Origin of the sequence: Variovorax sp. J31P207 (assembly GCF_030316965.1) — a bacterium.
GTDB classification, from domain to species: Bacteria; Pseudomonadota; Gammaproteobacteria; order Burkholderiales; family Burkholderiaceae_C; genus Variovorax; species Variovorax ginsengisoli_B.
Genome location: NZ_JASZYN010000001.1, coordinates 460,106 through 485,116 on the forward strand (window position 1 = coordinate 460,106; position 25,011 = coordinate 485,116).

A 25,011-nucleotide genomic window follows, 5' to 3' on the forward strand; every position below is an offset into this window, starting at 1 on the left:
CGCGATGCTCCTGGGTCACTCGCAGGCAGAAGATCCACTTCTGTCAACGAGTCGGCTCCGGCGCCGCCCCTCTTCCCGCCGGTACCGCGGGGTCGCGTCCCATCGCGCCGTTATCGTCAACCGATCGGGTCGGCGTCTTCGTCCTCGCCCGGCGCCCTCGGCCCGACACGCTCATCCGGCACCAGCTTGAAAAGCTCTACACAGCCATCCTTGCAGATGAGGTGCTCGATGACGCTGCGCGATCGAAGCTCGGCTTGGTGCGCGCTGTCTCGGCTGTTGCAGAGGCGGGAAGAGCAGCTATTCCAGGCGGGTCCGGCAGGAAGCCTGTCGGCGCGTTCAGCGCCCTGAGGGCGTCCGACTTCTGTGCTCGACGTGCGAAACCTTAGCCTGGCGACTGCCTGACCAGTGAGCAGCCATGGAAGAAGACGTTCGCCTAGTCTGATTTATGCCGTGTCGCGCCCCCACATTGAAGCATGCACTTCTTTTCGCTTGGTATCGACAATCTGGTATCGCTGCAACATCGAGGAACTCACATGCCTTGGACCGACCACGGAAAAATAGCTGGCGCCCTTGTCTTGATCGTGACGCTCGCCCTCATGCTTCCTATGCTGCGCTACCTTCGCTCCGGATGGGGAGCCAAGCGCCTAGACATCATCGATGGCCTCAGCGGTGAAGCTCGATTGGCCTATTTTCAGATGTTCAATCGTACAAATTCGCCAGCGAACGCGGGAGATGCTGTCGGCGCGTTCGAAGACCTCTACAAGCATTGGTTCGGGCGTCGCTATTTTCTTTGGCCAGGTGTCCTCTTCTTCGTAGTCGGATTCCTTTCCGTGGCGCTGGCCGTTTCTGGTGGGTTGCACCGGCTGGACTCTATCGACGGCGGCCCATTGTGCAACCTCCCTGACAATGCGATTTATGCCTTGGCCGGCGCCTACCTTTGGGTCGCCGACGATCACATCTCCAGGGCCAGAAGATTGGACTTCTCGCCCGCCGACGTGCACTGGGCGACACTGCGGTTCATCATCGCCATTCCAATGGGTTATGCCTTCGTGGGGTGGGCGGGTGACAAAGCGGGCTTTGTGGCGTTCGCCCTTGGCGCGTTCCCTTTGGGCACCCTTATTTCGATGATTCAGCGAGGTTTTAGGAAGGTGATCGGCGATACGGACCCGGACAAGGAGGGTGCGCACGACAGCGTGATCCGCCTGCAAGGGGTGAACTCGTCCATCGCGGAGCGCCTCGCCAATGAGGACATCACCACGATCCCCCAATTCGCCTACTGCGATCCAGTTCGCTTGGTCATGCGTTCGAACTTGTCTTTCAACTTCGTCACCGACTGCATGAGCCAAGCGCTCGCCTGGATCTACTTCGAGACGCACCTAGCCGAACTCCGAGTGATGGGGCTGCGGGGCGCGGTAGAGTTCAAATACCTGATCGATGAAATTGACGATCTGGACAGTGAAGACCCCGCGGCGAGAGCGTGTCAGGCTGCTGCCGCGGCGACATTGCAGGCGCTGGCCGTAAAGCTTGACATGACCACCGACACAGTTCAAAACGCCTTGCGTCAGATCGCCGAGGACCCGTTCACCATATTTCTCCAGGAGGTATGGACAACGCCGGAGACCTGACCAGCAGCTCAAGAAGCATCGCGCGCACGTCGTGAGCTGTCGGACGGGCGCATACGGGCTTTACTTGGCAAAGTCCTGCAAGGACCGACCGCTTTCGAGTGCGGCGCGCAGCCAGCGCGGCCTGGGACCTCGACCGCTCCAGGTGTTGCCAGACTCGTCGGTATAGACGGTCTTGGGAGGCGGACGCTTGAGCTTCTCCTTCTTCGCCTTTGTCATCCCCTTCTTTGCAGAATCGGTTCTGGACCAGAGCCCGTCCCGAGGCGGAACTCTTCAAGCGAATGCCCAGCAGCCAACGCGTCCCTAAGCCAATGCGGATGCGGTCCCCGGCCTGACCACACGTTCCCGGTCGAGTCACCGAAAGCAGACTTCGCCTTACCGGGTGCCTTCTTTGTCGGAGTCGATTTTTTGGCGCCCCCTCTCGGCTCCAGGCCAAGATCCGCAGCGGTGAGGCCATAGTGCGCAATCGCCACCTTTATCCGTTCGACCACGCCAGAGACCTCGCGATCGCGCAGGCTCTCCGCTTGCTTTTGAAGCTTGTCGATCTGCTTCTGGATTGTCCGGTATGTGGTCGCCATTGTTCAATGCAAAGAATGCGGATGCCCGACAGCTTACTACTTTTGCCTCGCGTCGCATCGGAGCGGACAGATCGGACATTGACTTTCTGAACCAGTGGCAATTAACAAAGCCGCGCGGCGCGGCAAGCACTGTCAGCCGGCCAAGGTCCCCTAGCCTCTTTCCTGGCTTTGTTACCAAGCACACTCGGTCCGGTGGAACGGTCAGCGCCTGCCGCGATTTCAGTTCCACTCGTTCGTGGGCGACAGTGGGTAGTAGGTGCGCGCGCTTGAGCGCGCCACTGGATCAGCTTGCGTACGACCCGACAGCGCCGCGAGGAGCTCCGAGCCTGCTCGGCCCTCCGGCCCCGGCTCCATCCGCGCCCGTGATAAGCTAGGTTGTGTTCGTGACCGCCTTCGAGCGTGGGGTGATACTTCGCAGGCGTGAACGTCGCCGTCCCATCCACGCTACTGCGTCCTCAGGCGCTCTTCATCTAGTCATAGACCCTTCGCGTGGGCGCCGATTGCTCGATCGCAGCAGCCGCACGCAGCATGAGGATTTCCCGGAAAGGCGCACCGACGATCTGCACTCCCAACGGCAAGCCGTCATCCTGCCCCACCGGCACATTCAGTCCACCCAGACTTAGCGCCGCGACCGAAATGAGTGGGGACTGGTCGTCCAGCAACTTCCTTATCACCTCTTCTCCTCCAAGATCATCATCCCATTTCATGGGCAATCGGCACGATGTGGGCATCAGTAGAAGAGGATGCCGAACGAAGAGAGCTTGCCACTTTCGGCGCAACGCATCACGCTTTGCGAGGGCCGTCACGTAGGTACGCAGATCCGGATTCGGCGCACAAGAGGCCATCGCGTGTATGGATGTCGAACTCACGTGATCGTCCATCGCGTCAACATCGGCCATCATTCCCAATCGGTTTTCCGTGATCACGATCGAAAGCCAGAGTTCCAACGCGTCCCGCATCGAAGGTACTTTAACCGGATCAACCTTGTAGCCTGCGGCTTCCAGGGCCCGAGCGGCAATATCCAGCGCGCTCCGGATCTTCGACGGGAGAGCGACACCTTCGATTTCATCGATCAAACCTACGGGACATGCTGCGTTGTCGTCCGGGTAGTCCAGGGGTGTGTTGATCCAGATCGGGTCCGCCTGCCCATCCACTGCCATCGCTCGCAACGTGAGTTCAAGATCGCGCGAGGTTCGAGCGAGCGGCCCTTGCGCCGAAAACAACTGCAGGCCTGCAAAGCGCGCGGGCACAGTGCCGTTCAACGCGGGCACGCGCCCTGGCGTAGGGCGAAGACCAAGAACGCCGTTCACGTACGCAGGGTATCGGATCGATCCAGCGATATCGGTGCCGTGAGCCACTGCCCCCATGCCTGAGGCCACAGCCACAGCCGCGCCGCCACTGGATCCGCCGGACGTGATGTCGTCACTCCAAGGGTTGAGCGTCCGCCCATGTATCGGGTTCTCAGTGAACCACCGATGCGAGAACGGCGGCACGTTGGTTCGCCCTGCGATGATCGCGCCCGCACGCCTCAAGTTGGCCACGACCAGACTGTCGTGCTCCGCCACGCGCACCTTGTAGGCAGGCACGCCGTTGGTGGTTGCCTGTCCTTCAACATCGGCATTCAGCTTGATGGTGATCGGCACACCATGCAGAGGCCCGACTGGAGCGACACTAGAGGTGAGTTCGGCGTCGGCCCGGAGCGCAGCGGAGATCTCCGCGTCTCGGTCGGCCTGGACAATCGCATTCAGCCTTGGGTTGACTTCATCAATTCGTGTGTGAAAGGCGACCATGACTTCCAACGAAGAAATGGTGCGCCTCTTGATATGCGCCGCCAAGTCGGTCGCGTCCCACTTCCAGAGCTCGGGCGGCAGAGAGGCCACAGGGCGAACAGACGTCATTCCTCTTTCCATGGAGCGCTCTCAGTCCAACTTGATGTTGTATCGGGCAACAACGCCCTGGTACCCGGCAGCTTTGGCGTCTAGCTGGCGACGCAGTTCCTGAGGGGTCCAGGACACGGCTTCGAAGTTGAAAGTCTTGAAGCGCGCTTGCACCTCCGGACTATCGACTGCCGCGTTGACGTCGCGGTTGATCCGGTCATTGATGGCCGCTGGCGTGTTCTTGGGCGTGAGCAAGACCACAACGCCGCTGGCCTCAACGTTCGGCGGCCCCCCCGCCTCGGCTAGGGTTGGGACATTCGGGAGCGACGACAGGCGGCGCGACCTCGCGATGGCCAGATACTTCACACGCCCACCCTCGTAGACCGATTGAGTCGAAGCCATTGCGCCGAGTGCCCAGTCCGTCTCCCCCGTGCTCACGGCTGTGTAAAGCTGTCCCATCTCCTTGTAGGGAACATGAAGCATCTGGACGCCAGCAGCAGTCTCGAGCATCGCTGACTGGAGATGCGCCGTCGTGCCGACGCCCCAGGTTCCGTAAGTCACTGCATCGGGCTTCGCCTTGGCCGCTGCAAGAAGGTCGCCGACGTTCTTCCACGGGGAGCTTGCCGCCACCACGACGAAGAACGGGGTGCTATACAAGGCCCCTGCCGGCTCAAAACTGTCGAAGACGCGAAAGTTCCTGCTCTTGAACAGCGTAGGCAAGGCGCTCATGGCGTCCCCATCGTGCATCAGGATGGTGTGACCATCAGGTGCCGCGGCCTTCGCTGCGTTGATCGCAATGAACCCAGCGCCCCCCGGCCGGTTGTCGATCAAGACAGGCTGCTTCCACTTTGCGCTCAATACTTCACCGACCGCCCTCATCATGGTGTCGGGACCGCTCCCGGCCGAGAAGGTCGTGAGGATCGTCACCGGCTTCGAGGGAAACGATGGTCCTCCAGTGTCAGCTTCTGCACCCCCTACGAAGGCCAGGGCAAGCGCAGCAGTGAGAACAGAAGCGGCCAAGTATCGATGTGCAAGCAGCGCCATGGAGTGACTCCCGGTTGTGATTAGGTGAATGTCTCGGAGAGATTCTTGTCCGCAGCAAACGGCTCCGGCAACACGCGGCCCGGATACCATCTATCGAAATTCTTGATATCTCGGAGCTCTGAAATGGCCGCACTTGACCTCGAATGGATCGCCGTTTTCGATGAGGTGTACAAAGCGTCGAGCGTGACGAAGGCCGCCGAACGACTAGGTTTGACACAGGGCGCTGCCAGCACGGCGCTGAATCGACTTCGGGGTTTCTACGGCGACCCTCTGTTCACCCGAACGTCCCGCGGAATGCTGGCAACGCCTCGGGCGGACGAGCTTCAACCCGTGCTTCGTCAAATCAGGGAGAGCCTGGAGGGCACGCTCACCGGGACCAACGGCTTCGACCCTTCCACTTCGCGACGGGCCTTTCGGATCTGCATGACTGATCTTGGAGAGACCTCTCTCCTCCCTGCTCTTCTGAACACCCTGCAGTCATCCGCCCCCGGCGTGCGGATCGACGCGGAACGCATTGGGAGTGAAAGCAGGCGCAGGCTGGAGGAAGGGCTCGTCGACCTTGCAGTCGGCTACATGCCTCAGCTTGATGCTGGTTTCTATCAACAATCCCTGGTCGAGCAGGATTTCCGATGCATCGCGGCTGCATCCCATCCGCGGCTACGACGGCGTTTGACGGATCAGATGTACAGCGCCGAACGTCATATCGAGGTCCTGACAGAGGGTACGGGGCATACCGGGGTCATACAGAACGCGATCCGTGCGGAGGGGATCGTGCGTCAGGTCGCGCTCCAGGTACCGAGCTTCCTGGCGGTTGCCCAGATCGTGAGCGAAACCGATCTGCTTGCGATGGTTCCTACGCATTACGCGCTCGTAACCCAGCGGCGGGAATCCATCAAGGTGTACCGCCTCCCGTTTCCCTCGCCGCGATATGTCATCAAGCAGCACTGGCATTCGCGATTTCATCGGGACCCCGCAAACATCTGGCTTCGCCAGACCGTGGCCAAACTCATGCCTTCCACCGTGCGACGGGAGTCGTTAACAGACAGGCAAACCGGCAAGTAGGTCCATCAGACGACCCGGCGCGCGGGTTCAGAAATCGTGCACGTTCCACTCGTAGTCGATCGCGACCTCACCCAGCAGCTTCAGTCGCTTCTCAGGCGTGCTCGCGAGGGCTTCTGTGATCTTTGCATTGAAGTTCACCAGGGTCCCCTTGGCGCGATCGGCGAACTCGCCCGTCACCCCTTGATCCTCGTAACTGCGGACGTAGGACCGGGTCGCAATCCCGACCACGAAGTACAACCCCAAGTTCTCAGGATCGTGCTTCATCAACTCGAAGGCGTCCTTGTATAGCGCCTTGAACGCATCGGACCCCGAGCCCGTGGTTGCGAATCGTGTGGAAATCTGGTGAAAGTTCCAGCCCTCCGGCCCCGGCCGCACCTGTGCCGAACCAGGTCGCGTTCGTGAAGACATTCGAGCATGGGGTAGCCCGCCGCCGTCGAGATCGGCGCCACCCGGTCCTTCGCGGCGAGGAGCTGTTCAGGGTAATCGCAAGCATCGCCACCCTTCGCGACAAGGACTACCAGAAGCGCGAGCTGGAGCTCACCAAGAAGCTGGAACTCGCTGGCGCCCTGCGCGATGTCGCCAACCCGGCGTTTCGGCCACAAAAGTGGGAAAAGTTGCTCGCCTACCTTCGCGAGGCGCACCCGCATTTCATCGAAGTCACCGACTTCGTTGCTCGGCGCGCGACGCCGTCGACCCGAGGGCGCGAACCCCTGAGGATTCCGCCCCTGCATCTATGGGGCGAGCCCGGGCTGGGCAAGACGCACTATGCAAACGACCTGGCCCAGGCCCTTGGCACGCCGATCCGACGGCATTCCATGGAGAACGCTCAGACGAGCTCCCTGCTCCTTGGGACGGAGCGGCATTGGAGCACGGCCACGCAAGGGTTCATCTTCCAGCAAATCGGCCTTGGAGCGGTTGCCAATACCGTTTTCCTGATTGACGAGCTGGACAAGGCGCCCTGAGGATCGCAGTACGACCCCTTGGCACCTCTGCATTCACTTCTTGAACCGATCACGGCTAGCAAGGTGCGAGATGCGTCGCTTGATATCGAGTTCGACGCGAGCCTGGCCACCTACATCGCCACGTCCAATGACCCGGCAAAGGTGCCCGAATCGCTACGTTCCCGATTTCGGGAGTTCCATATCCTGGCTCCGTCTGGGGCCCAGGCGCTAGAAGCGGCGCGTGTGATTGCAGCTGCTGCGGTACAGCAACTCAATATCCGCGAGTTCGCTAGGCCTACGCCTCTGATCACCAAGGAGCTGGCCCATCTGACGGCACCCGAGATCAGTCAAGTGCTTCAGGACTCTGTCGCTCGAGCCGTCGATGCCGGAAGGCTCTATTTGAAGATGTCCGACCTACCAGCTGACGTTCTTGATGACGACATTCAAAGCGTCCTGCATTGACCTGCGGGTCGCCTCGAGCCGCGGCTTCGGGCGTGGTTTGGGCGACTGCCGCGCATAGATTCGACCCTGCCTTCAAGGGAAGAGGACCGGTGCACCATTGCTGTCCGCAAGGCACGTCATCCTGGTTCCCATCCATTTGGGTGCCAGGGCAGTTCTTGAGGTAGAACTTTGCCTCAGTGCATGACGTCATCTGCGAGCAATACTTGCGTCCGTCGCACCGGAAGCCACTAGACAGGGCATCGAGGCCTGCCGCGTGATGCCACCGCAGGACTCGGCCGCGACTGTGAGACGTACCGGTTGTAATTTCCATAGCCGAATGCGGCCAATGCACGACAAAAAAACTCCAATCACGGCATGGCCAGGTCCAGACCCATCCTAATGCAGATTTCAAAGGTGAGGAACAACATGAGGAACGCAGCAGCGACGAACGCTGCGCCCACCTTGATAGATGTCAGCACCACTGCAGCTGTCTTTTGATTCTTGTCCTTCTGTCCCCGGTCGTAATGCCACTTGACGGCCAAATACATACCCACGCTGAGCACGAGAACCTTGAAAATAATAAAAGAGATAGGGATTGATTCCATGATCTAAAAAATATTAAAGGTGACAGACGGCGAAGCCTGAGTGCGGCGAGTAGCTCAATAGACCGATGAAGAAACGGAAAACAATCTGGCGACGCAGTTGCTGTGAACTGAATGGGCGGGCAAGGCGCGTCGAAAGACACGAAATACATCGGTCGAAAGGCGGAGCAGTCCGCCGGCACCGCAGAAGCACTCTCATGGTGCTGGGGAGTGTTCATCTTCCAGGCTGATACGTACAGAACCAGATCGCCTGAAAATTTTCGTATCAGATCCAAGAAGGCCGGTCGTCGCTCCGGCGGACGCGCGAGTGATGGGATTGATCGACAGGGCTGGCACGCCGACGTCTGATAGGAAAATCTCGGGAGCGGTTCAGAACGACCGTATCAGAATGAGATGCCCACGCCCATGAACCGCTACGAGAAGCTTGCCGACAACATCGCTCAGCGCATTCGCGCGGGTAACCTAAAGGCGAACGATCGCCTTCCCTCCGTGCGCGAATTGAAGTCGCAGATGGGCATCAGTGCGTCCACAGTGTTCTCTGCTTACTACCTGCTGGAGGCGCAAGGGCTTGTCGAAGCGCGGCAGCGGTCGGGATACTTCGTCCGAGCGCGCGCGGAAGTGCCGTCCAACGAACTCGCCGCCAGCGAACCCGTCCTCGGGTCCATGTCGGTCGACGTCTCGTCGCTAGTCTTTCAGGTCCTCGCACAGGCTCGCGAGCGCGACATGGTCCCGCTCGGCTCGGCTTTTCCATCGCCAGAGCTGTTCCCCTTAGAGCAACTTGCCGCCGGCCTGACGCGAGCGCTCAAGCGGATGGATCCCTGGCAGACCATCGAGGATTTGTCACCAGGAAACGCCCTTTTGCGCCATCAGATCTCCCTCCGTTACGGCAGCGTCGGGATGGATGTTCCTGCGTCAGAGCTGGTCATCACTAGCGGGGCGATGGAAGCCCTCAATCTTGCGCTCGAATCGGTGACGCAGCCAGGCGACGTCGTGGCGATCGAAACCCCAACCTTTTATGCTGCGTTGCAGGCACTAGAGCGGCGCGGTCTTCGCGCGGTCGAGGTTGAGACCCACCCGCGAACAGGCGTGGATCTCGGCTCTCTTGCTCGCGTGATCGACCAGCATCCGGTGAAGGCCTGCTGGTTCATGCCGACCTTCCAGAACCCAATGGGCTGCACCATGAGCGACGCAGCCAAAGAGCAACTGGTCAACATGCTCGCCACTCGCGCCATACCGCTGATCGAAGACGACGTGTACGGCGAGCTCGCGCATGGGCCTCGAAGACCGCCACCGGCCAAGGCCTGGGACCGGGCCGGCTGGGTGCTGCACTGCAGTTCTTTCTCGAAATCCCTGGCACCCGGATATCGCATCGGATGGGTAGCGGGCGGTCGCTTCGCAGCTACCTTGGGTCGGAACAAGTTGATGAGTTCGCTGGCAACGGCACTTCCCTCGCAACTGGCCTTACAGGAGTACCTGCAACACAAGAGTTTCGATCGTCACCTGCGCGCCCTGCGGCATTCGTTCAGCCGCCAGCAGGCCGCCTGCTTACGATATATCGATCGATACTTTCCGACTGGAACGCGGGTCACGCGCCCCGAGGGCGGCTATTTCCTGTGGCTCGCGCTGCCGGAAGGTGTCGACGCGCTCGCACTGCACAAGGACGCTCTTCGGCTCCGCATAGGCGTAGCGCCCGGCCATTTGTTTTCAGCCGACCGTCGATACACCCGGCACCTGCGCATTAACTACGGGTATCTCGGCGACCCGCGCTTGGAAGGGGCTATCAGGAGTCTTGGAGATCTAGCCAACGCGCAGCTTAAATCCGCAACTGGAAAATCGGGGCCAAGCTTCAAAGGACGATCGTAGAGACCCTAGTTGGCGTCAATGCAGTTCGAGGTCCGGCTCCTTCGACTGACTCTCAACGTCACGAGCGCCGTTTCTGGCCCAGGACCGATCGGTAGACCTCGGCTCAGAAGCAGAGGGGCGATGGAGAAGCCAGTCAGCAGATCCTGTCAGGGACCGCGGCGCCAATGGCGCTGCAGCAAAGTCCCGATGTACGGGTGCAATCTTTACCTGCGAACCACCGCGAACTGAGAGATTTGCATACCCAAAGCTCTCCAATTACGGGCCCTTACTTCGTGGCGTCCAAGTCGCAGCTCCCCGGGTCTGAACCGGACGCGACGGAACTCGGAACGCAACGGGCGAGGCCACGGCACCTTCCAAAAACTAAGTCCGACAGCAGCACTATCTCGCACACGTCCGGCACGTGAAGCAAAGGCGCTCGCCCACTTTTCGACCGTCGCCATGTGGCGGAAACCACTTTGATCACAAAGCGCGGCGCGCCTCCTGGTTGAGGACCAAGTGAATGTCAGGTTCGGGCAGCATTGAGTCTTAGCAGCTTGTCTTGCCTGAGAATTGCCTTCGGTACTCGCTGGGGCTCACGCCGACGCGGCGATTGAAGGCACGACTGAACGCATCCAGATTCGCGTACCCGACGTTCGCTGAAAGCCTCTTCAGGGGATCGTCGGAGTCCTCCAGCTGGCGCCGCGCCTCATCGATCCTGGCCTTTTCGACGAACTGCGACGGCGTCATGCCTGTCTCCTCGTGGAATACCCGGGTGAAGTTTCGCTCACTCATCCCAGCGAGCATGGCGAGCCGCGGCACCGACAGGTCGGTCATTAGGTGCGATAGCACGTGCTCCTGTACTTCCCGAATGTGCGACTTCTCCGCCGTCTGCGCGGCAAGATAGGCGCTGAACTGGCTTTGCCCGCCTGGGCGCTTGAGAAACATGACCAATTCCCGCGCGACGCGCAATGCGAGATCGCGCCCGTGGTCTTCCTCGACCATCGCAAGGGCCAGATCCAATCCTGCGGTCACGCCTGCTGACGTGTAAAGGCTGCCGTCCTTCACGTAAATCGCGTCGGGCTCCAGAAGCACTTGAGGGTGCTGGACGCTCAACTGCGCAACTTCGTTCCAGTGGGTCGTCGCTCGTCGGCCATCCAGAAGGCCGGCAGCCGCGAGGACGAACGCTCCCGTGCACACAGATCCCAACCGCCGCACGGAGCGCGACTGCATTTGCAGCCAACGATGCAATTCCTGGCCAGAGCGCAGCGCCTCAACTTCAGGGCTGCCCGCAACGAGCAGGGTGTGGAGCTTTCCGCGAACGGTCGAGACGGTGGCATCCACGGCCAGTCGTAATCCGCAGCTACTGCGAAGCATGCCCGGCTCAGTGCCGATCACCTCCACGGAATAAGCCCGGGGATCACCCAGCTGCCGTGCCGCTTCAGCGAACACGTCCGCGGGACCCGAGACATCGAGCAGTTGGAAGCCGGGAAAAGCAAGGAGTCCTATGCGCATGGCGGAAGTCGCTGCAAGTTTGGCGGAAAACACCGGTATCGGGCAAACCGGCCGAATCGATTGTGGCGGAAAATTCCCGCAACGGCAACTCACGCCACGCGGCGACTCAACCCACGGCAGGAAACCATGAACGCATCAATCACTGAAGCAGAGCGCGTTGGAAGCGCATTTTCGGAGGACGGGATGCTCGCTGCGCGCCAGTTCACCCGTACAGCAATCCAGCAAATCGCTGAAGCAGTGCGCCCGGGGATGCTCGAGGAAGACGCCGTGGAACTCGCCAAGAGCGTGCTCGCAAAGTTGGGTCTGCGTGCGACTTGGCACCCGGTGCGCGTGCGGTTCGGCATCAACACCATCAAGGCGATGAAACAGCCTTCTGTGCCCGGCGTCGTTCTGAAGGAGAACGACATCTTCTTCGTGGACATCGCCCCGCGCTACGAAGCATGGGAAGGCGACGGCGGCGCGACCTTCGTGGTCGGACGCGACCAGGAACTGGATCGCTGCGCACGCAACGCGGAGGAACTGTTCCACGAAGTTCGCGCAGCCTGGCGGCGGCACAACTGGACTGGCACCCGTCTCTACGAATACGCCGAAGAGCGCGCGAGGCAAATGGGCTGGGAGTTGAACTTCGATCTGCCTGGCCACCGTCTGTCCGACTTCCCTCATGCGGCGATTCACACAGGTTCGCTGGCGCAGGCCGCGTTCTCGCCGTCGCCCTCACGGTGGGTGCTTGAGATCCACTTGCGCGATCCGGAGCGTCGATTCGGCGCGTTCTTCGAGGACCTGCTCCTGGACGACCGCTTCTACGAGCAATGAATGATGTTCAATCTAAATGGAGCACAGAGTTCAGTTCCATTCAACTTGATCTTTGCGGATCATCGGCGAGCTGGCCACCGCGCGTGGTGAGCCGCCCGTTGCATCGCACCTCTCATCGTCTCGTCAAGGAACTCCCCACAGACCCTGGTCTCCGTTTGGATCGTACACGCCGGACGATCCCTCTTCTTTGACATTCGTGCGGACGGCGTTGCACGGCTAAAGCAGGAGCTGCAGGATGCATGCCTCGCTTCATGAATCACCGCGATCCGTTCGGGCGGACCAATCCCGTTCTCCAGCGGCGGAAGCCGCACCAAGAGCGTTCTTTTTCTTGCACTTCGAATCCCTGTCCCATTCTGGGAGGGCGCTCGCGTTTCCCTCCGACGAAAACGGTTTGGTGAATCTGGACGCCATGCCCACGCGTACCCGAAACAACTATCTATATGCGCGGGCCATGCTCGGACGCGAATTTGCATGGCCTAGTATCCGTTACGTGAATGCGGATTGATCCTCCTGAGCGTCGCAGCAAATCGCTGCATAAGGTTCTCGTCACCATGATACGAAGTGCCGCAAAGCCCAGAATGCCTAGTCTGAGCGGCGTTCAAATCGCAATGGCGTGCCCATCACCGGCGGCGAGCGCCCTTGTTTCGCATCGGGTGGTGGATCGGCTTTCCGAGTACTCGCACGCCCGTTGTTGCTCAATCAAAGCGTAGCTCTCGCAGAAGTCTGACTCGGTCAGCTGCAGGGCACGCGGCGCTTCATTCGCCCATCTTCTCACTACTGCAAGGAAAACATCATGTCTCGTCTCCATACCGTCGAAATGTCCGAAGCCACAGGGCGCGCGGCCGAACTGTTTAGCGCGGTCAAAGCAAGTGTCGGCAAGGTGCCGAACTCATACATTGCAATTGGGGCCAATAGTCCGGTCGCACTGGAGGCAGTTCTCAGTCTTGAGGCATCGCTGAAGAAGAGTAGCTTGAGCGCCACAGATATCGAAGTCGTTAAGCTCGTCGTTAGCGAGACAACCGGCTGCGACTATTGCCTCGCTGCACACACGCTGCTGAGCAAAAAGTTGGGCCTGGATCGTGAAGCCATTCTGGCGTTGCGTCAGGGCCGGGCGTCGGGCAATGCGCGCAATGATTCGTTGGCCAAATTTGTACTCCACCTGCTGACAACCACCGGGCCAGTCCAAGCCGAGGTAGTAGCAGAGATCAAGCATTCAGGTGTCACCGATGCGCAAATTGTCGACGTCACGATGACTGTAGCCAGCATTGCCTTGACCAACTTGTTCAACCGTATCAATGACACGACGCTCGACTTTCCTGCCGCAGACTAGCTCGAAGCGCAGCGCCTGCGACGCGAACGTAGAGCACGCCTATGAGAAGCGCCGCCTTCGAGACAACAGCGAAAAGGACAATCGAAAGCGCGGCTCCAATCATCAAGGTGTTGGCTAGTCTGCCAAGTTGGTCGCGGCGTATCGACACGCTCGTCAACGAATGACCCATTGACGGCTGGAGTTCCAGTGATGTTAGGGGCTGCTTTAGGGGAAATGCTGAGCAAGTCCAAGTCCTGCGTCAGCATACTGCTCCCTCACCTACGTTCGTACCCGCGCAGTATTGAGCTTGGCAGTCGGAGGCCATCAAGCACGCTGCTTCGGCAGGCCTCGGCCTCGCATGCTTGTCCGAATGGGTGGTTGCAGACCTACATCGCAGCGGGCCGACTCAGGAGGATCGAGACCACTCTCGCGAAGATGATCCGGCGATGCCTCCGGGTTAACCAGCGCGCTGATAGAACTCGTTAGACACGGCACAGGACACGTAAGACCCTCAACGCCCTTCACCAGGCTGCGGGCGCCGCGCGAGCTTGTTCGAGGAGAATTGCCATCTACGACTACGCGTTCTCGATATGACCGACAGACCACCCGACCTCCCGGACATACTGCGAAACCAGGGGGCAGATTTGGTGTACTCGACGTACAGCCTGCAGCCGTCCTTGGAGCGGCGCGTCATAGTCGCCAACCGGTACGCTCCCGCGCATGAATTCCTGAACCCGGGAACCCCCGACCTGATGGTTATGGCTGTACCGCAGTTCCGTGTAACGGAAGCTTTGTTCAATCTTGGAACCGGGTGGCGCGATCACTTTTGTTCGGAGCCTCAGCCGCTGCATGTTCTTCCGCCCGACACCCCATATGCTTGGCGGGTCAATGGCAAGTCGCTCACGGTCATGTTCGCATTTCCAATGACCGATGTGCACGCAATCCTGAAGGAGCTCGACGCGCCCGATCCCATGTCTAGCTTATGGGCCGTAATGGATCGCGGCTTCATTGATCCGATGGTCTACGAGATCATCATGCGCCTGTGGATGCGGACAAAGGCGCAGGAGCCATGCTCCACGCTCCTGTTGCAAAGTTACCAGGCCGCTATCTTGAGTGCATTGACTGGTCGCGGTGGCGCGCGATCCGCGGATTCGAAAGTTCGAACAGGGCTTTCGACCAACAAGCTCAACGCCGTTCTCGACCTCATCGAAGCGAGGCTCGGCGATGATCTTGGGCTTCCCGAACTCGCAGGTTTTTGTGAGATGAGTCGCTTTCATTTCGTTCGCCTGTTTCGTCAGTCCACTGGGTACACACCTTACCACTATCTTTTGCTGCGACGTTTGGAGAAAGCGCGCGCATTACTGATATCAAGCACGATGCCCGTGGCTGAGGTCGCATTGGAAGCTGGCTTTGGTGATGCAGGTCATTTCTCTCGCACCTTTGCTCGTCACATGGGGGCGAGCCCACAGCGATTCCGCGCGAGCGTGCGTTGACGCAATTTTCGACATGTAGCGCAACTTTCCGCAGGTGGTGGTGTGAATGCTCCTTTAGAGTCTGGCAAGCAACGACCTACAACTGCGAGGAGATCCAATGTCGATCAAGCCAGGAGACAACGAAATATGCAGGTTGGACGCCACTACGCTGGCTCGCCGAATTAGGGCAAAAGAAATTTCAGCGCTCGAAGCTACCGAAGCGGTGCTTCGACGCATGGATTTGGTCGAGCCGCATATTCATGCCTTCTGTACATCGACTCCGGACCTTGCCAGGCAAGCCGCGGCAAAGGTCGACGCCAAGATTGCCCGTGGAGAGGTGATCGGGCCGTTGGCAGGCGTGCCCATCGGCATCAAGGATCTCGTATCGACCAAAGGCATCAAGACCGCGATGGGCTCACCCCTCTACAAGGACTTCATTCCCGAAGAGGATGACATTGTCGTCGAACGGTTGAAGGCAGCCGGGGCCATCATTGTTGGCAAGACCAATGTGCCGGAATTTGGCTATAGCGGGACCGGCCATAACCCCGTGTTCGAAACGACGCGGAATCCTTGGAACCTTGAGCTGACGCCGGGAGGATCGAGCGCCGGAGCCGGGGCCTCGGTCGCTGCCGGCTTGGGCCCGTGCGCGATTGGCAGCGATGGTGGCGGTTCGGTGCGGATTCCATCGTCTTTCTGCGGCCTGTACGGCATAAAGCCCTCCATGGGACGTGTTCCTTTGTACCCGAGTTGTCGTGATGAGCGGTACCCCGGCGGCTCTAGTTGGGAGACGCTGGAGCATATCGGTCCCATGACTCGAACTGTCACGGACTCCGCTCTCATCCTGAGTGTGATTGCCGGCCCGGATCCGCGCGATCGTCATTCGATCCCCACCGGAGACATCGACTGGCTAGATGCCGTTCGGGGCGACGTAAGCGACCTTCGCATTGCTTACAGCGAAGACCTGGGGTTTGCAGCCGTTGACCCGGAAGTACGCCGTGTCGTGCGCGATGCGGTCGCCGTTTTCGAGAAGGAGTTGGGATGCGTGGTCGAGCGTGCCGACCCGGGCTGGGGCCCTGCGATCGCAGGCACATTCTGGGCGCTGACAGCCGCGGACACGGATCTCACGGGCTTGCGCCGGATGAGCCAAGGCCGCGAGCACGAAATGGCGCCCAATGTTGCCGATTTCCTGAGTCGGCCATGGACCGCCGAAGAGCTAACGTCCGCCCACACCCAGCGAAAGAAACTCTGCAACAGCATGTGGCGCTTCATGGCGGATTTTGACTTGCTGCTCACGCCAACACTTGCAACGCCCGCGTTCCCGGTCCATATGCAAGGTCCGGAAGTTATCGAGGGCCGTATGGGGCGCAACTCTGATTGGATTTGTTTCACATTTCCTTTCAACATGACGGGTCAACCCGCCGCGTCGGTACCTGCGGGCTTTACCCGCGATGGCCTCCCAGTGGGACTTCAGATTGTTGGCCGCCATCTCGATGACAGGCTTGTTCTGAAGGCGTCACGTGCTTTCGAGCGCGCACGTCCTTGGGAGCATCACTGGCCATCTCTGATGGAAGAACTTGGGCTCTAGCCGCGAACGCCCTTCAATGGGCTGCACCTCCGCCACCATGCAACGATGCAGACTCGGCCTACTGATCAAATTAACGGAGAATCCCCGAGGTGTTGAGTTGCAATAGGTTGTCCTCGACCAAGCTCTCGTTGCGATAGTGGATCGAGGTGAGCGAGCGAGTGCAGAGTTCGGTATAGGGCTTCGTGTCCTTCATGCGGCGTTCTCGTTGTGAAGCTTGTGGCTGAGGGTCAGGATGTGAGTCCTCCCGGTCCTTGCAGAGAAGCTTTTGCAGCGGCTTCGCAACCTGGACGATGCTGTGCGCATGCGGACCAGCACGATGTCAAATGGCGCGGAGCGCAGTGCCTGCGGGGCGCCCTCCGCATCCCACCGCACGGCAGCCATGCCTCGAGTCTTCGAGACTGCATCCAGGATGCAATGCCGCCGGCGCACCGTCTTTTTCCGCGATCGGCGCCCGCACCTTCCGGCAGGATCGGCGCGTGCTTCAGCCGTGGAGCTTAGTCGCGATCGTGGCGACGTGACGGCCCTGGAACTCCGCCATGCCCAACTCCTGCTCGCTGGGCATGCGCTCGCCCTGGCCACCGGCGATAGTTGCCGCCCCGTACGGGCTGCCGCCTTTGATCTCGTCGATGCCCATCTGGCGCCTCTCCGCATAAGGCAGGCCGACCACGACCATGCCATGGTGCAGCAGGGTCGGAAGGAACGTGAGGATGGTGCTCTCCTGGCCGCCGTGCTGGGTTGCCGAGGAGGTGAACACGGACCCTACCTTTCCAACGAGTGCACCACTCATCCAGAGCGGTCCAGTCTGGTCGATGAAGGTGCGCATCTGTGCGCTGACGTTGCCGAAGCGGGTGGGAGCGCCGAAGACGATCGCGTCGTAGTTCGCGAGTTCTTCGGGCTTCGCGAGCGCGGCGGCCTGGTCGGCCTTGCCACCCGCTCCGCGGAACACGTCCGGGGGCACCGTTTCGGGCACCCGCTTCAAGTCCACCACGGTCTCGGGAACGCTGCGCGCACCGAGCGCTACGGCTGCCGCCATGGTCTCGATGTGGCCGTAGAAGCTGTGGTACAGGACGAGGACTTTTGCCATTTGATTTCAGGTATTCGGTGATTCGTTGGGAAAGGCCACCAAAGTATTGGCCGCCACACGGCGACACCATTGCGGGATCGGCAACGGTGCGACGAAGAGTTGCGGGTGAATTGGCTCGGATCGAGCCCGAGGGTCTACTTCTTCAGGACGGCCTGCGGCGTGTTGCGGAAGCTGATCGCCATACGGTTGTAGGTGTTCATCAGCCCGATTGCCAGGGTGAGGTCCACCAATTCCTTCTCGGCGAAGACGTCGCGCGCGGCTTCGTAGTCTTCATCCGGCACGCCGGTGTCGGCGACGCGAGTCACCGACTCTGCCCAGGCGAGTGCGGCCCGCTCCCGCGGGTCAAAGAGATTGCCGGCCTCCCGCCATGCCTGCAGCAGCGCGAGTTTCTCGATCGGCAAGTCCTTCTTCAGCAAGTCGCGCGTGTGCATGTCCAGGCAGAACGCGCAGTTGTTGATCTGGGACACGCGCAGGTAGACGAGGTCCACGAGGGCGGGCGAGAGGCCGCTCTGCGCGACGTAGCCATAGAGGGTGCCGAGCGCCTTAGCGCCAGCGGGAGCGAGTTGGTTGTAGTCGAGACGCATGGTCATGGCTTGTTCTCCGAAGATTCGGTTGAGGTAGTGGGAGTAGTGAGAGGGGCGTCCCCGGTGTCCAGCACGAAGACAGCGAGCAACCTGGCAGGCTCGGTCTTGCTCGCGTTGCGGCTTACGAGGTGTCTTGCGCCCGGGGGCTCATAAAAGCTTTCCCCCGCATGCAGGACCTGCACAGGGCCGTCGTCGATCCGAGATTCGATTGCGCCAGAAAGCACGTACGCGTAGATGAACGCGGACTTCGCGTGCACGTGCGGACGCGATGCAGCGCCGGGCGCGTAGTCCACCACGACTGAGATGAGCGACTTTCCGGGAATGTTGGGGATGGCTTGCCGGAATGCGGGGGTGACCTTCTCGGTCGTCTCATGGGCCGAGACGGAAGCGGGGGCAAGTGCGCCCATCGTGACCGCGACGACGCAGGCGAGCAGCGTGTTCTTCAAGTGAGTTCTCCTAGGTTCATTCGGGAAAGCCGACCATGCGAGCGAAATCCTGCACGCGCTCGCGCGACATCGCCGTTTGGTTAACGGGTGCATCGGGGTCGCCGTAGCCCATGGACATGCCGAAAGCCGTCACTTCCTCAGGTGCCATCCCGACATGCGAGGCGATCACGTCGTGGAATGGGGCGAAAGAGACCTGCGGACAAGTGTCGATGCCCCGCGCCTTGGCAGAGATCATCAGGTTCTGCGCGAAGAGACCGAGATCGATCCAGCTGTGCGGCTTCAGGCGGCGGTCGATACTGAAAAGGAGGCCGACTGGCGCGCCGAAGAACGAGAAATTCCGTTCGGACTGGCGGGTGCGTGCCGCCGCGTCGCTGCGTTCGATACCCAGGGATGCGTAGTACCGAGCGCCGAAGTCCTGCAGCCTGGCGCGGAACACCTCGGGCAGCGGTTCGGGAAAGTGCGCGGGCGCGGGAGTCGTCCCGGACCGCGACGCCGCGACCAGCGCCGCAGCCAATTCCTCCTTGGCCGCTCCGGTCACGACATACACCCGCCAGGGTTGGACGTTGGCGCCGCTCGGCGCGGTGGCCGCGTCCGACAAAATCTCCTCCACCAGCTTGCGTTCGAGCGGTTTCTGTTTGAAGGCGCGCACCGCCCGGCGGGAGCGCACGACGCTCGCCACACATTGCGCGACGGCCTCCTGGGCCCATTCACGAGGGTTCGTGGTCATGGCTCACTCCTGCGGCGCGGCGTGATACGAGATCCGGCCCGAAGGCAGGAAGAAGAGCGCGATGACGGCGCCTCCCTTCGCTTCGGGATAGTGCTGGCTGCCGGGCGAGGGCGCGGTCCACCCGCCGAAGCACCAGCCGTTCGGACCGTTCAAGGCTGCACCGGGCGTGACGGGCACAACCATGTTGAATTCGCCGTAGGGGTGGCCATGGTATTGGCCGCGGAACCGGTGGTCGGGATGGCCCTGCTCGTTCCCCGTGCTGTTCATGTACACCGCAGTGATGCTGAAGTGGAGGGTCTTGTCCGAAGGTTCGGCGATGCGGCTGCGACGGTAGTGCGGGCCGTCGATCTCCACATTCGCCGCCCAGCCGTCTTCCACACCCTTCTTCACGAGGCTCGCGAGCGTCTGGTACAGCTCGCTGTCCGGCCCGTACTTCTGGTTCAGCCAGCGCTCGACCTCGGTGCTCGCCGTCATGTCCTTAACTTCCGCGAGGAAGGGAATGCAGCGGTCGATCAAGGCCTCGCGGTCCTGTATGAGTGTTTCGGTGATCATGGTGTGAGCTCCTGATTGGCTGGTCGCAATGATGGGCAAGCCTCCCCGGAAACGGAACTGATCTCTCTGCAAGCCCATAATGCATGCCGTTCATTAGCTGGAGGACGAACATGAGCATCGGTCGGACCGACCTCAACCTGCTTAAGGTCTTCGATGCCGTGTACGAGGAACGCAACCTGGTCCTCGCAGGCAAGCGGCTGCACATATCGCAGTCAGCGGTGAGCCATGCCCTCGCCAGGCTTCGTGAACTGGTGGGGGACGAGCTCTTCATGCGCACGGGAAAAGGCATGGTCCCCACCGGCCGTGCCGCGGCGATGGCCCCTGCCTTGCGCGACTCGCTGCGGCGGATCGAGGCCACACTGGGCGTCGAGCCGTTCTCTCCGCAACAATCGACGCGGCGTTTCGTCATCGCCGCGAATGACCACCTGACGACAGTCATCGTCGCACCGCTCTCGCGCGAGCTGCAGCGCTCGGCACCGGGCGTGGACCTCGTCATCCGTCCTTTCACCCGGCTCGACCTCGCGGAGCAGATCGACCTGCGCCGCATCGATCTGGCCATCGGCATCTTCTCGCAGGTGCCTGGCCGGCTGAACTCCCGCACCCTCATGTCGCAGGGCGAAGCGATCCTGATGCGCAAGGGGCATCCTGCTTCGCGCCGCAAGCTCACGCTCCAGGACATGGCGAAATTCCCGCTGGTCACGCTTTCGGTTGGGGGCGAGGAAGAAGGCGCGGTGGGCGGCTTCATTCTGGAGCGTGGCCTTGCGCGGCAGTCCGAGATGTTCGACCGCCACGCGCTGGAGGAGGCGCTGCTTACGGCGCAGAAGGTCCCGCGCGCGCGCGTGACAGTTCCACACTCGCTGGCCATCCCCGCCCTGCTGCGCGAGACCGAGATGTTGTCCATCGTGCCCGCCTCGCTTGCCATGGCACTGGCGAAGAACAGCGACCTGCTGCGACGGCAACCCCCTTATCAGGCAGGAACGTCCACCATCCGGGCGGTCTGGCACCGCCGCGACGAACACGACGAGGGCCATGTCTGGCTGCGCGAAGCGGTGGCCGCAATGGCACGTGTCGCCGAGGACGCGCTCGGCTAGCGGCGCAAACGGGCAAATTGAATGGCATGCACTTTACCCTTGCAAAGACTTCAGTTCCAACTCGCGCGCCAGCCGACCATGATTCGGCCATACCAATCATTTAGCGAAGCGAGGTGCGGAATGGACGCAATCAATCGGCGCGCTTTTGCGCGGATCGCCCTGGCCGTGCCGGCCGCGGGCTGGCTACCGCCGGCGTTGTCCCAGACGGGCGTGGGCAAGCTGGTCGTCGGCTATCCCCCGGGGGGAACTCTCGACACGACGGCACGCCACCTGACGGAGGCCTGGCGCAAGCAGGGGCGCCAGTACATCGTTGACAATCGGGCGGGGGCCGCCGGCCGCATCGCCAACAGCCAGTTGAAACGTGAGCGCGCGGACGGCAGTGTGCTCCTGTGCACACACGCATCCGCGCTCACGATCTACCCGCACGTCTATGCGCGGCTCGCGTACGATCCAGCGGCAGACTTGGTGCCGGTGTCGCCAGTGGTCACGGCGACCTGTGCGTTTGCCGTGAGCAGCGCTGCGCCGGCCAGCGTTCACGACCTGCAGACATATGTCGAATGGGTGCGTCGCACGCCGAGCTCCGCCACCTTTGCGTCGCCCGCTGCCGGCTCCTTCGCGCACTTCCTCGGATACCAGCTCTCCGACACTGCGGGTCTGAAGCTGCAACACGTGGGCTATCGCGGATCCGCACCGGCGATTCAGGACCTGATCGGCGGGCAGATCCCGGCGTATTTCGGGTTCGTTGCCGACTTCCTGCCTTACCTGCAACAGGGCAAGATCAGGATCCTTGGCGTCTCCGGCGAGAAGCGCTCCGCCTTCCTGCCAAAGGCACCAACCTTCATCGAGCAGGGATACCCAAAGGTCGTCGGGGTGGAGAACTATGGGATCTTCGCGCCACCCGGGACCTCCGAGTCGACCGTGCAGGCGGTGCACGCGTCCATTGTTACCGCCGCCAAGGATCCGGCGCTTCGCTCGGCCTTGGAACAGGTCGGCCTGGAAACCCTGACGCTTCCGCCCGGCGAGTATGCGAAGCAGCTGCAGTCGCAGCGGGAGTTCTGGCGTCCCATCGTGCAGGCTTCCGGTTTCCGCTCCGAGGACTGACATGGAGCACTGCACGCAGGTGGAAATTGCGCGCTGTGTCGACCGGGTGCTGGAGTCACGCCGGTCCACGCGCGCATACCGACCGGACCCGCTCCCGGCAGAGACGGTGCTCGAGATCCTCGACGCCGCAGCGACGGCGCCCAGCAATTCGAACACGCAGCCGTGGCGCGTGCACGTGCTAGCGGGCGCCGCCCTGCGCGAGTTGGGCGACGCGCTGGTGGCGAGCTTCAGGGAAGGAAGTCTGCCCCCATCGCCCCATTTTCCGGATCCGCTCCCCCCGGAATTCAGCGAACGACAGGCGGACTTTGCAACACGCTACTACGGCTGTCTAGGAATCGACCGGCACGACGCCGCCGCGCGCGCCGCACAGACCGAGAAGAACTTCCATTTCTTCGGCGCGCCGGTCGGCCTGCTCTTCAGCATTGACCGGCGCCTGACGGCACACAGCTGGCTCGACCTTGGCCTGTTCGTGCAGAACGTGATGATCGCAGCCGGGGCACGCGGCATCGCCACGTGCCCGCAGGTCTCGTTCGCACGCTTCCATCCCGTGATCGCTTCCTACCTTGGCCTGTCCCCGGACCACCTGACCGCCTGCGGGATGTCGATGGGCTTCGCCGAAACGGTGGCGGCGGTGAACCAGGTCCGAATGCCGCGACAGGGTACGCGCGAGTTCGCGCAGTTCGTCGGCTTCGAACCTGCCGCGCCTTCACGCGAGGCGACTGTGCTCAGTCCGCGAACTGCTTCCGATCCTCGCGTGGACTCACGCCGAACCGCCGGCTGAACGCGGCGGAAGGCCTCCGCGTTCGCGTAGCCGACGTTCGTCGCCCGCCGCTTCAACGGGCATCCGAGTCCTCCAAGCGGCGAGCCTCGTCACTGCGCGCCTTTTCCACACCTCAATTCAGGACGCCAGCAGGGCGCTCCTGAAGCCGCAGCGGCATCAACCCTGCCACTTCGACGCGTAGATGACTGCGCACATGTCGACCCGCTGGAAGTGAGGGTCCTTGTGCGCGAGGAAGTCATCATTGAAGGTGCCGATGGTGCTGGCGGGTCGGTGCTTCATGCCTTCGTAGAAGGCATCGATGATTCCGCTCTTGAAGTCGTCTTCGCGGGGAAAAGCAGCAAGCACTGCCTGGCGTTCCGCGTCCGTGAACTCATCGTATCCCCGCCCGGCAACGTCCATGCCCGCGGCCGCCTGGACGAGGGCGATCTCCGCCCGCATGAACTGCGGGATGCCGGGGGTGGTGTGGAGGGCCACGGCGTTCCAGACCGCCTCGATGTCCGTTTCAGAAATGCCATGGCTCCGGAGGAAATCACCCGCCGCGTTCGCGCCGTCCACTTCAAAGCGAAGCTGACTGTTCTCGTACCTAGCCGTGAGGCCGATGTCGTGGAACATCGAGGCGGCGTAGAGCAGTTCGGCGTCGTACTTCAGCCCTTTGCGACGCCCTGCTAGGCAGCCCCAGCAGTAGCAGCGCAGGGAGTGGTTGTAGAGCAGGTCGCTCTCGGTGTCGCGAACGAACTCTGTCAGCTCGCGGGCGAGCTGGCTATCGGGGATGCGTACTCCGGAAACTTCTTTGGGCGTCATAACTTTCCTTGACGGGTGGTAATGGTGGCGGTGGGACGTCTTGCCGTTGCAGCTCGCCAATGCGGATTGCGCGGCACCGCGATGGCGTCATCATCACCTGCCGGGGGACGGAATGGAACTGAACTCTGTGCAAGGACAACTTGCAGGCGGCTCAAGTCACCGGCACCGCGGAAAGTCACTCCAGACGCGCGTGCGGCAGTTCTCGCTATTTCCCGCTGGCCCAGGGCGACTGGCGCACCAGGCGGCTGAAGTCCCTGCGGACGAAAGCAGGATCCTGGGACGCCATGACGTCCGCCAGTCCGGTGCCCTGCGTGGTCTCCGGGCGGTGCTTCAGGCTTTCGTATACGTCGCGCAGAAAGTCCTCCGCGAACGATGGCGGACGCGGGTGGGCAGTCTCGACCGCGCGCCGCTGCGCGCTCGTGAAGTCGCCAAAGCCTGCCCCGACGAGGTCCATGTTGGCACCCTCAGCCAGAACCTGCGCGATGGGATCGAGATGGCGAGAGATGCCATTCGTCGTATGCAGTGCGATCGAAAGCCAGACTCTCTGGGCTTCCGTCTCCGGCCTGCCGTGCCTGCGCAGGAACTCCCGTGCAGCGTTGGCGCCATCCACCTCGAAGCGGAGATGGCTCTCTCCATAGCCGGCCGTCAGCCCGTAATCGTGGAACATGGCAGCGACGTAGAGAAGTTCGGGGTCGATGGCCAGCCCCTTGCGCTTTGCGACCAAGGCGGCCCAGTAATAGACCCGCATCGAGTGCTCGTACAAGAGCTCACCCTCCGCCTGTCGGATGGCCTGCGCCGCGTCGCGCGCCAACGCGGTCTCGGGAATCCTCGCGTCGGAGAGTGGATCGCGTTCGTTCAGGACGGCCCTGTCCCGTTGTGGCGCGACCGCCTGGGCATGAGCGTTCGGTGCCGCGACGCATGCGGTCAGCGTGAGCGAGATAGAGATAGAGATGCAGCGAAGAATTTCACCTATCCTCATGGCGGTTCCTTGTATGACGGACACGTTGTCCATGCCGCGAATGATGACCCGCGGCGTACGTGGATGGAACTGATGTCTCTGCACGCGGTCGATGCATTTCGTTCAATGCGCCTCCCGGCCTGCGACGCTGCTACCGCGGACTGACCGCGCTTTGCCATCGATCCC

The 25,011-nt window shown here is 61.5% G+C and carries 27 protein-coding genes; 12 read left to right on the top strand and 15 right to left on the bottom strand.

The genetic code is table 11. The features are described from left to right. Nucleotides 1–533: 533 nt before the first annotated feature. Nucleotides 534–1,625, top strand: coding sequence for a hypothetical protein (locus QTI68_RS02185; protein WP_286519392.1), 1,092 nt, complete (start codon nt 534–536; stop codon nt 1,623–1,625). A 60-nt stretch (nt 1,626–1,685) separates the two neighbouring features. On the opposite strand, the gene QTI68_RS02190 is transcribed toward QTI68_RS02185, so the two are convergent. The 4 genes from QTI68_RS02190 to QTI68_RS02205 form a co-directional block, all read right to left on the bottom strand. Beyond that, complete coding sequence (locus QTI68_RS02190) at nt 1,686–1,841, bottom strand: H-NS family nucleoid-associated regulatory protein (RefSeq protein ID WP_286519393.1); 156 nt, start codon at nt 1,839–1,841, stop codon at nt 1,686–1,688. Continuing rightward, nucleotides 1,838–2,200 (bottom strand): H-NS histone family protein, encoded by a 363-nt coding sequence (locus tag QTI68_RS02195; protein ID WP_286519395.1) that lies wholly within the window; start codon nt 2,198–2,200, stop codon nt 1,838–1,840. Before QTI68_RS02195 ends, QTI68_RS02190 begins: the two co-directional genes overlap by 4 nt. Before the next feature lie 470 nt (nt 2,201–2,670). Beyond that, complete coding sequence (locus QTI68_RS02200; RefSeq protein ID WP_286519397.1) at nt 2,671–4,098, bottom strand: amidase; 1,428 nt, start codon at nt 4,096–4,098, stop codon at nt 2,671–2,673. Nucleotides 4,099–4,119: 21 nt separating this feature from the next. Then, nucleotides 4,120–5,121 (bottom strand): Bug family tripartite tricarboxylate transporter substrate binding protein, encoded by a 1,002-nt coding sequence (locus QTI68_RS02205; protein ID WP_286519398.1) that lies wholly within the window; start codon nt 5,119–5,121, stop codon nt 4,120–4,122. Nucleotides 5,122–5,244: 123 nt separating this feature from the next. On the opposite strand from QTI68_RS02205, the gene QTI68_RS02210 reads away from it, so the two are divergent. Continuing rightward, on the top strand, nt 5,245–6,183 hold the full coding sequence (locus QTI68_RS02210; protein WP_286519399.1) for a LysR family transcriptional regulator: 939 nt from the start codon (nt 5,245–5,247) through the stop codon (nt 6,181–6,183). 27 nt (nt 6,184–6,210) lie between these two features. Here QTI68_RS02210 and QTI68_RS02215 read toward each other — a convergent pair whose 3' ends face one another. Beyond that, complete coding sequence (locus QTI68_RS02215; RefSeq protein WP_286519400.1) at nt 6,211–6,591, bottom strand: hypothetical protein; 381 nt, start codon at nt 6,589–6,591, stop codon at nt 6,211–6,213. Here QTI68_RS02215 and QTI68_RS02220 point away from each other — a divergent pair. Further along, on the top strand, nt 6,582–7,145 hold the full coding sequence (locus QTI68_RS02220) for an AAA family ATPase (protein WP_286519402.1): 564 nt from the start codon (nt 6,582–6,584) through the stop codon (nt 7,143–7,145). The two genes, QTI68_RS02215 and QTI68_RS02220, sit on opposite strands and share 10 nt — an antisense overlap. 18 nt (nt 7,146–7,163) lie before the next feature. Continuing rightward, entirely contained in the window at nt 7,164–7,586 is a 423-nt protein-coding gene (locus tag QTI68_RS02225; protein ID WP_286520237.1) for a P-loop NTPase family protein, read from the top strand. Here the strand turns inward: QTI68_RS02225 and QTI68_RS40105 are convergent. Together QTI68_RS40105 and QTI68_RS02235 are read right to left on the bottom strand one after the other, a co-directional pair. After that, a complete protein-coding gene (locus QTI68_RS40105) occupies nt 7,468–7,896 on the bottom strand; it encodes an excalibur calcium-binding domain-containing protein (RefSeq protein ID WP_353506390.1) in 429 nt (142 codons plus the stop codon). The genes QTI68_RS02225 and QTI68_RS40105 overlap by 119 nt on opposite strands. Before the next feature lie 37 nt (nt 7,897–7,933). Next, on the bottom strand, nt 7,934–8,170 hold the full coding sequence (locus QTI68_RS02235) for a hypothetical protein (RefSeq protein ID WP_286519403.1): 237 nt from the start codon (nt 8,168–8,170) through the stop codon (nt 7,934–7,936). Nucleotides 8,171–8,572: 402 nt separating this feature from the next. Here QTI68_RS02235 and QTI68_RS02240 point away from each other — a divergent pair, with 402 nt between their 5' ends. Next, entirely contained in the window at nt 8,573–10,030 is a 1,458-nt protein-coding gene (locus QTI68_RS02240; protein WP_286519404.1) for an aminotransferase-like domain-containing protein, read from the top strand. A gap of 525 nt (nt 10,031–10,555) precedes the next feature. On the opposite strand, the gene QTI68_RS02245 is transcribed toward QTI68_RS02240, so the two are convergent. Beyond that, on the bottom strand, nt 10,556–11,521 hold the full coding sequence (locus QTI68_RS02245; protein ID WP_286520198.1) for a GlxA family transcriptional regulator: 966 nt from the start codon (nt 11,519–11,521) through the stop codon (nt 10,556–10,558). A 126-nt stretch (nt 11,522–11,647) separates the two neighbouring features. Between QTI68_RS02245 and QTI68_RS02250 the strand changes: the two genes are divergently transcribed. From QTI68_RS02250 to QTI68_RS02265, 4 genes are all read left to right on the top strand, one after another. After that, nucleotides 11,648–12,334: a M24 family metallopeptidase gene (locus QTI68_RS02250; RefSeq protein WP_286519405.1), complete on the top strand. Its 687-nt coding sequence runs from the start codon at nt 11,648–11,650 to the stop codon at nt 12,332–12,334. Nucleotides 12,335–13,127: 793 nt separating this feature from the next. Next, a complete protein-coding gene (locus QTI68_RS02255; protein WP_286519406.1) occupies nt 13,128–13,664 on the top strand; it encodes a carboxymuconolactone decarboxylase family protein in 537 nt (178 codons plus the stop codon). A 656-nt stretch (nt 13,665–14,320) separates the two neighbouring features. Beyond that, entirely contained in the window at nt 14,321–15,136 is an 816-nt protein-coding gene (locus QTI68_RS02260) for an AraC family transcriptional regulator (RefSeq protein WP_286519407.1), read from the top strand. A 97-nt stretch (nt 15,137–15,233) separates the two neighbouring features. Then, nucleotides 15,234–16,700 (top strand): amidase, encoded by a 1,467-nt coding sequence (locus QTI68_RS02265; RefSeq protein ID WP_286519408.1) that lies wholly within the window; start codon nt 15,234–15,236, stop codon nt 16,698–16,700. 481 nt (nt 16,701–17,181) lie between these two features. Here the strand turns inward: QTI68_RS02265 and wrbA are convergent, their stop codons facing one another. The 5 genes from wrbA to QTI68_RS02290 form a co-directional block, all read right to left on the bottom strand. Continuing rightward, nucleotides 17,182–17,784, bottom strand: a complete 603-nt coding sequence (wrbA, locus tag QTI68_RS02270; RefSeq protein WP_286519409.1) for an NAD(P)H:quinone oxidoreductase — start codon at nt 17,782–17,784, stop codon at nt 17,182–17,184. 134 nt (nt 17,785–17,918) lie between these two features. Further along, entirely contained in the window at nt 17,919–18,374 is a 456-nt protein-coding gene (locus QTI68_RS02275) for a carboxymuconolactone decarboxylase family protein (RefSeq protein ID WP_286519410.1), read from the bottom strand. Beyond that, nucleotides 18,371–18,775, bottom strand: a complete 405-nt coding sequence (locus QTI68_RS02280) for a cupin domain-containing protein (RefSeq protein ID WP_286520200.1) — start codon at nt 18,773–18,775, stop codon at nt 18,371–18,373. The genes QTI68_RS02275 and QTI68_RS02280 overlap by 4 nt, the downstream gene beginning before the upstream one ends. A 55-nt stretch (nt 18,776–18,830) precedes the next feature. Next, nucleotides 18,831–19,541, bottom strand: coding sequence for a nitroreductase (locus tag QTI68_RS02285; protein WP_286519412.1), 711 nt, complete (start codon nt 19,539–19,541; stop codon nt 18,831–18,833). Between the two features lie 3 nt (nt 19,542–19,544). Beyond that, entirely contained in the window at nt 19,545–20,093 is a 549-nt protein-coding gene (locus QTI68_RS02290) for a 4-hydroxylaminobenzoate lyase (RefSeq protein WP_286519413.1), read from the bottom strand. A 110-nt stretch (nt 20,094–20,203) separates the two neighbouring features. On the opposite strand from QTI68_RS02290, the gene QTI68_RS02295 reads away from it, so the two are divergent. The 3 genes from QTI68_RS02295 (at nt 20,204) to QTI68_RS02305 (ending at nt 23,066) form a co-directional block, all read left to right on the top strand. After that, entirely contained in the window at nt 20,204–21,184 is a 981-nt protein-coding gene (locus tag QTI68_RS02295) for a LysR family transcriptional regulator (protein WP_286519414.1), read from the top strand. Between the two features lie 120 nt (nt 21,185–21,304). After that, on the top strand, nt 21,305–22,285 hold the full coding sequence (locus QTI68_RS02300) for a tripartite tricarboxylate transporter substrate-binding protein (RefSeq protein WP_286519415.1): 981 nt from the start codon (nt 21,305–21,307) through the stop codon (nt 22,283–22,285). 1 nt (nt 22,286) lies between these two features. Beyond that, nucleotides 22,287–23,066, top strand: a complete 780-nt coding sequence (locus QTI68_RS02305; RefSeq protein WP_286519416.1) for a nitroreductase — start codon at nt 22,287–22,289, stop codon at nt 23,064–23,066. 156 nt (nt 23,067–23,222) lie between these two features. On the opposite strand, the gene QTI68_RS02310 is transcribed toward QTI68_RS02305, so the two are convergent. Together QTI68_RS02310 and QTI68_RS02315 are read right to left on the bottom strand one after the other, a co-directional pair. Beyond that, a complete protein-coding gene (locus QTI68_RS02310) occupies nt 23,223–23,867 on the bottom strand; it encodes an HD domain-containing protein (RefSeq protein WP_286519417.1) in 645 nt (214 codons plus the stop codon). Between the two features lie 205 nt (nt 23,868–24,072). Further along, nucleotides 24,073–24,879 (bottom strand): HD domain-containing protein, encoded by an 807-nt coding sequence (locus tag QTI68_RS02315; RefSeq protein WP_286519418.1) that lies wholly within the window; start codon nt 24,877–24,879, stop codon nt 24,073–24,075. Between the last annotated feature and the right edge of the window lie 132 nt (nt 24,880–25,011).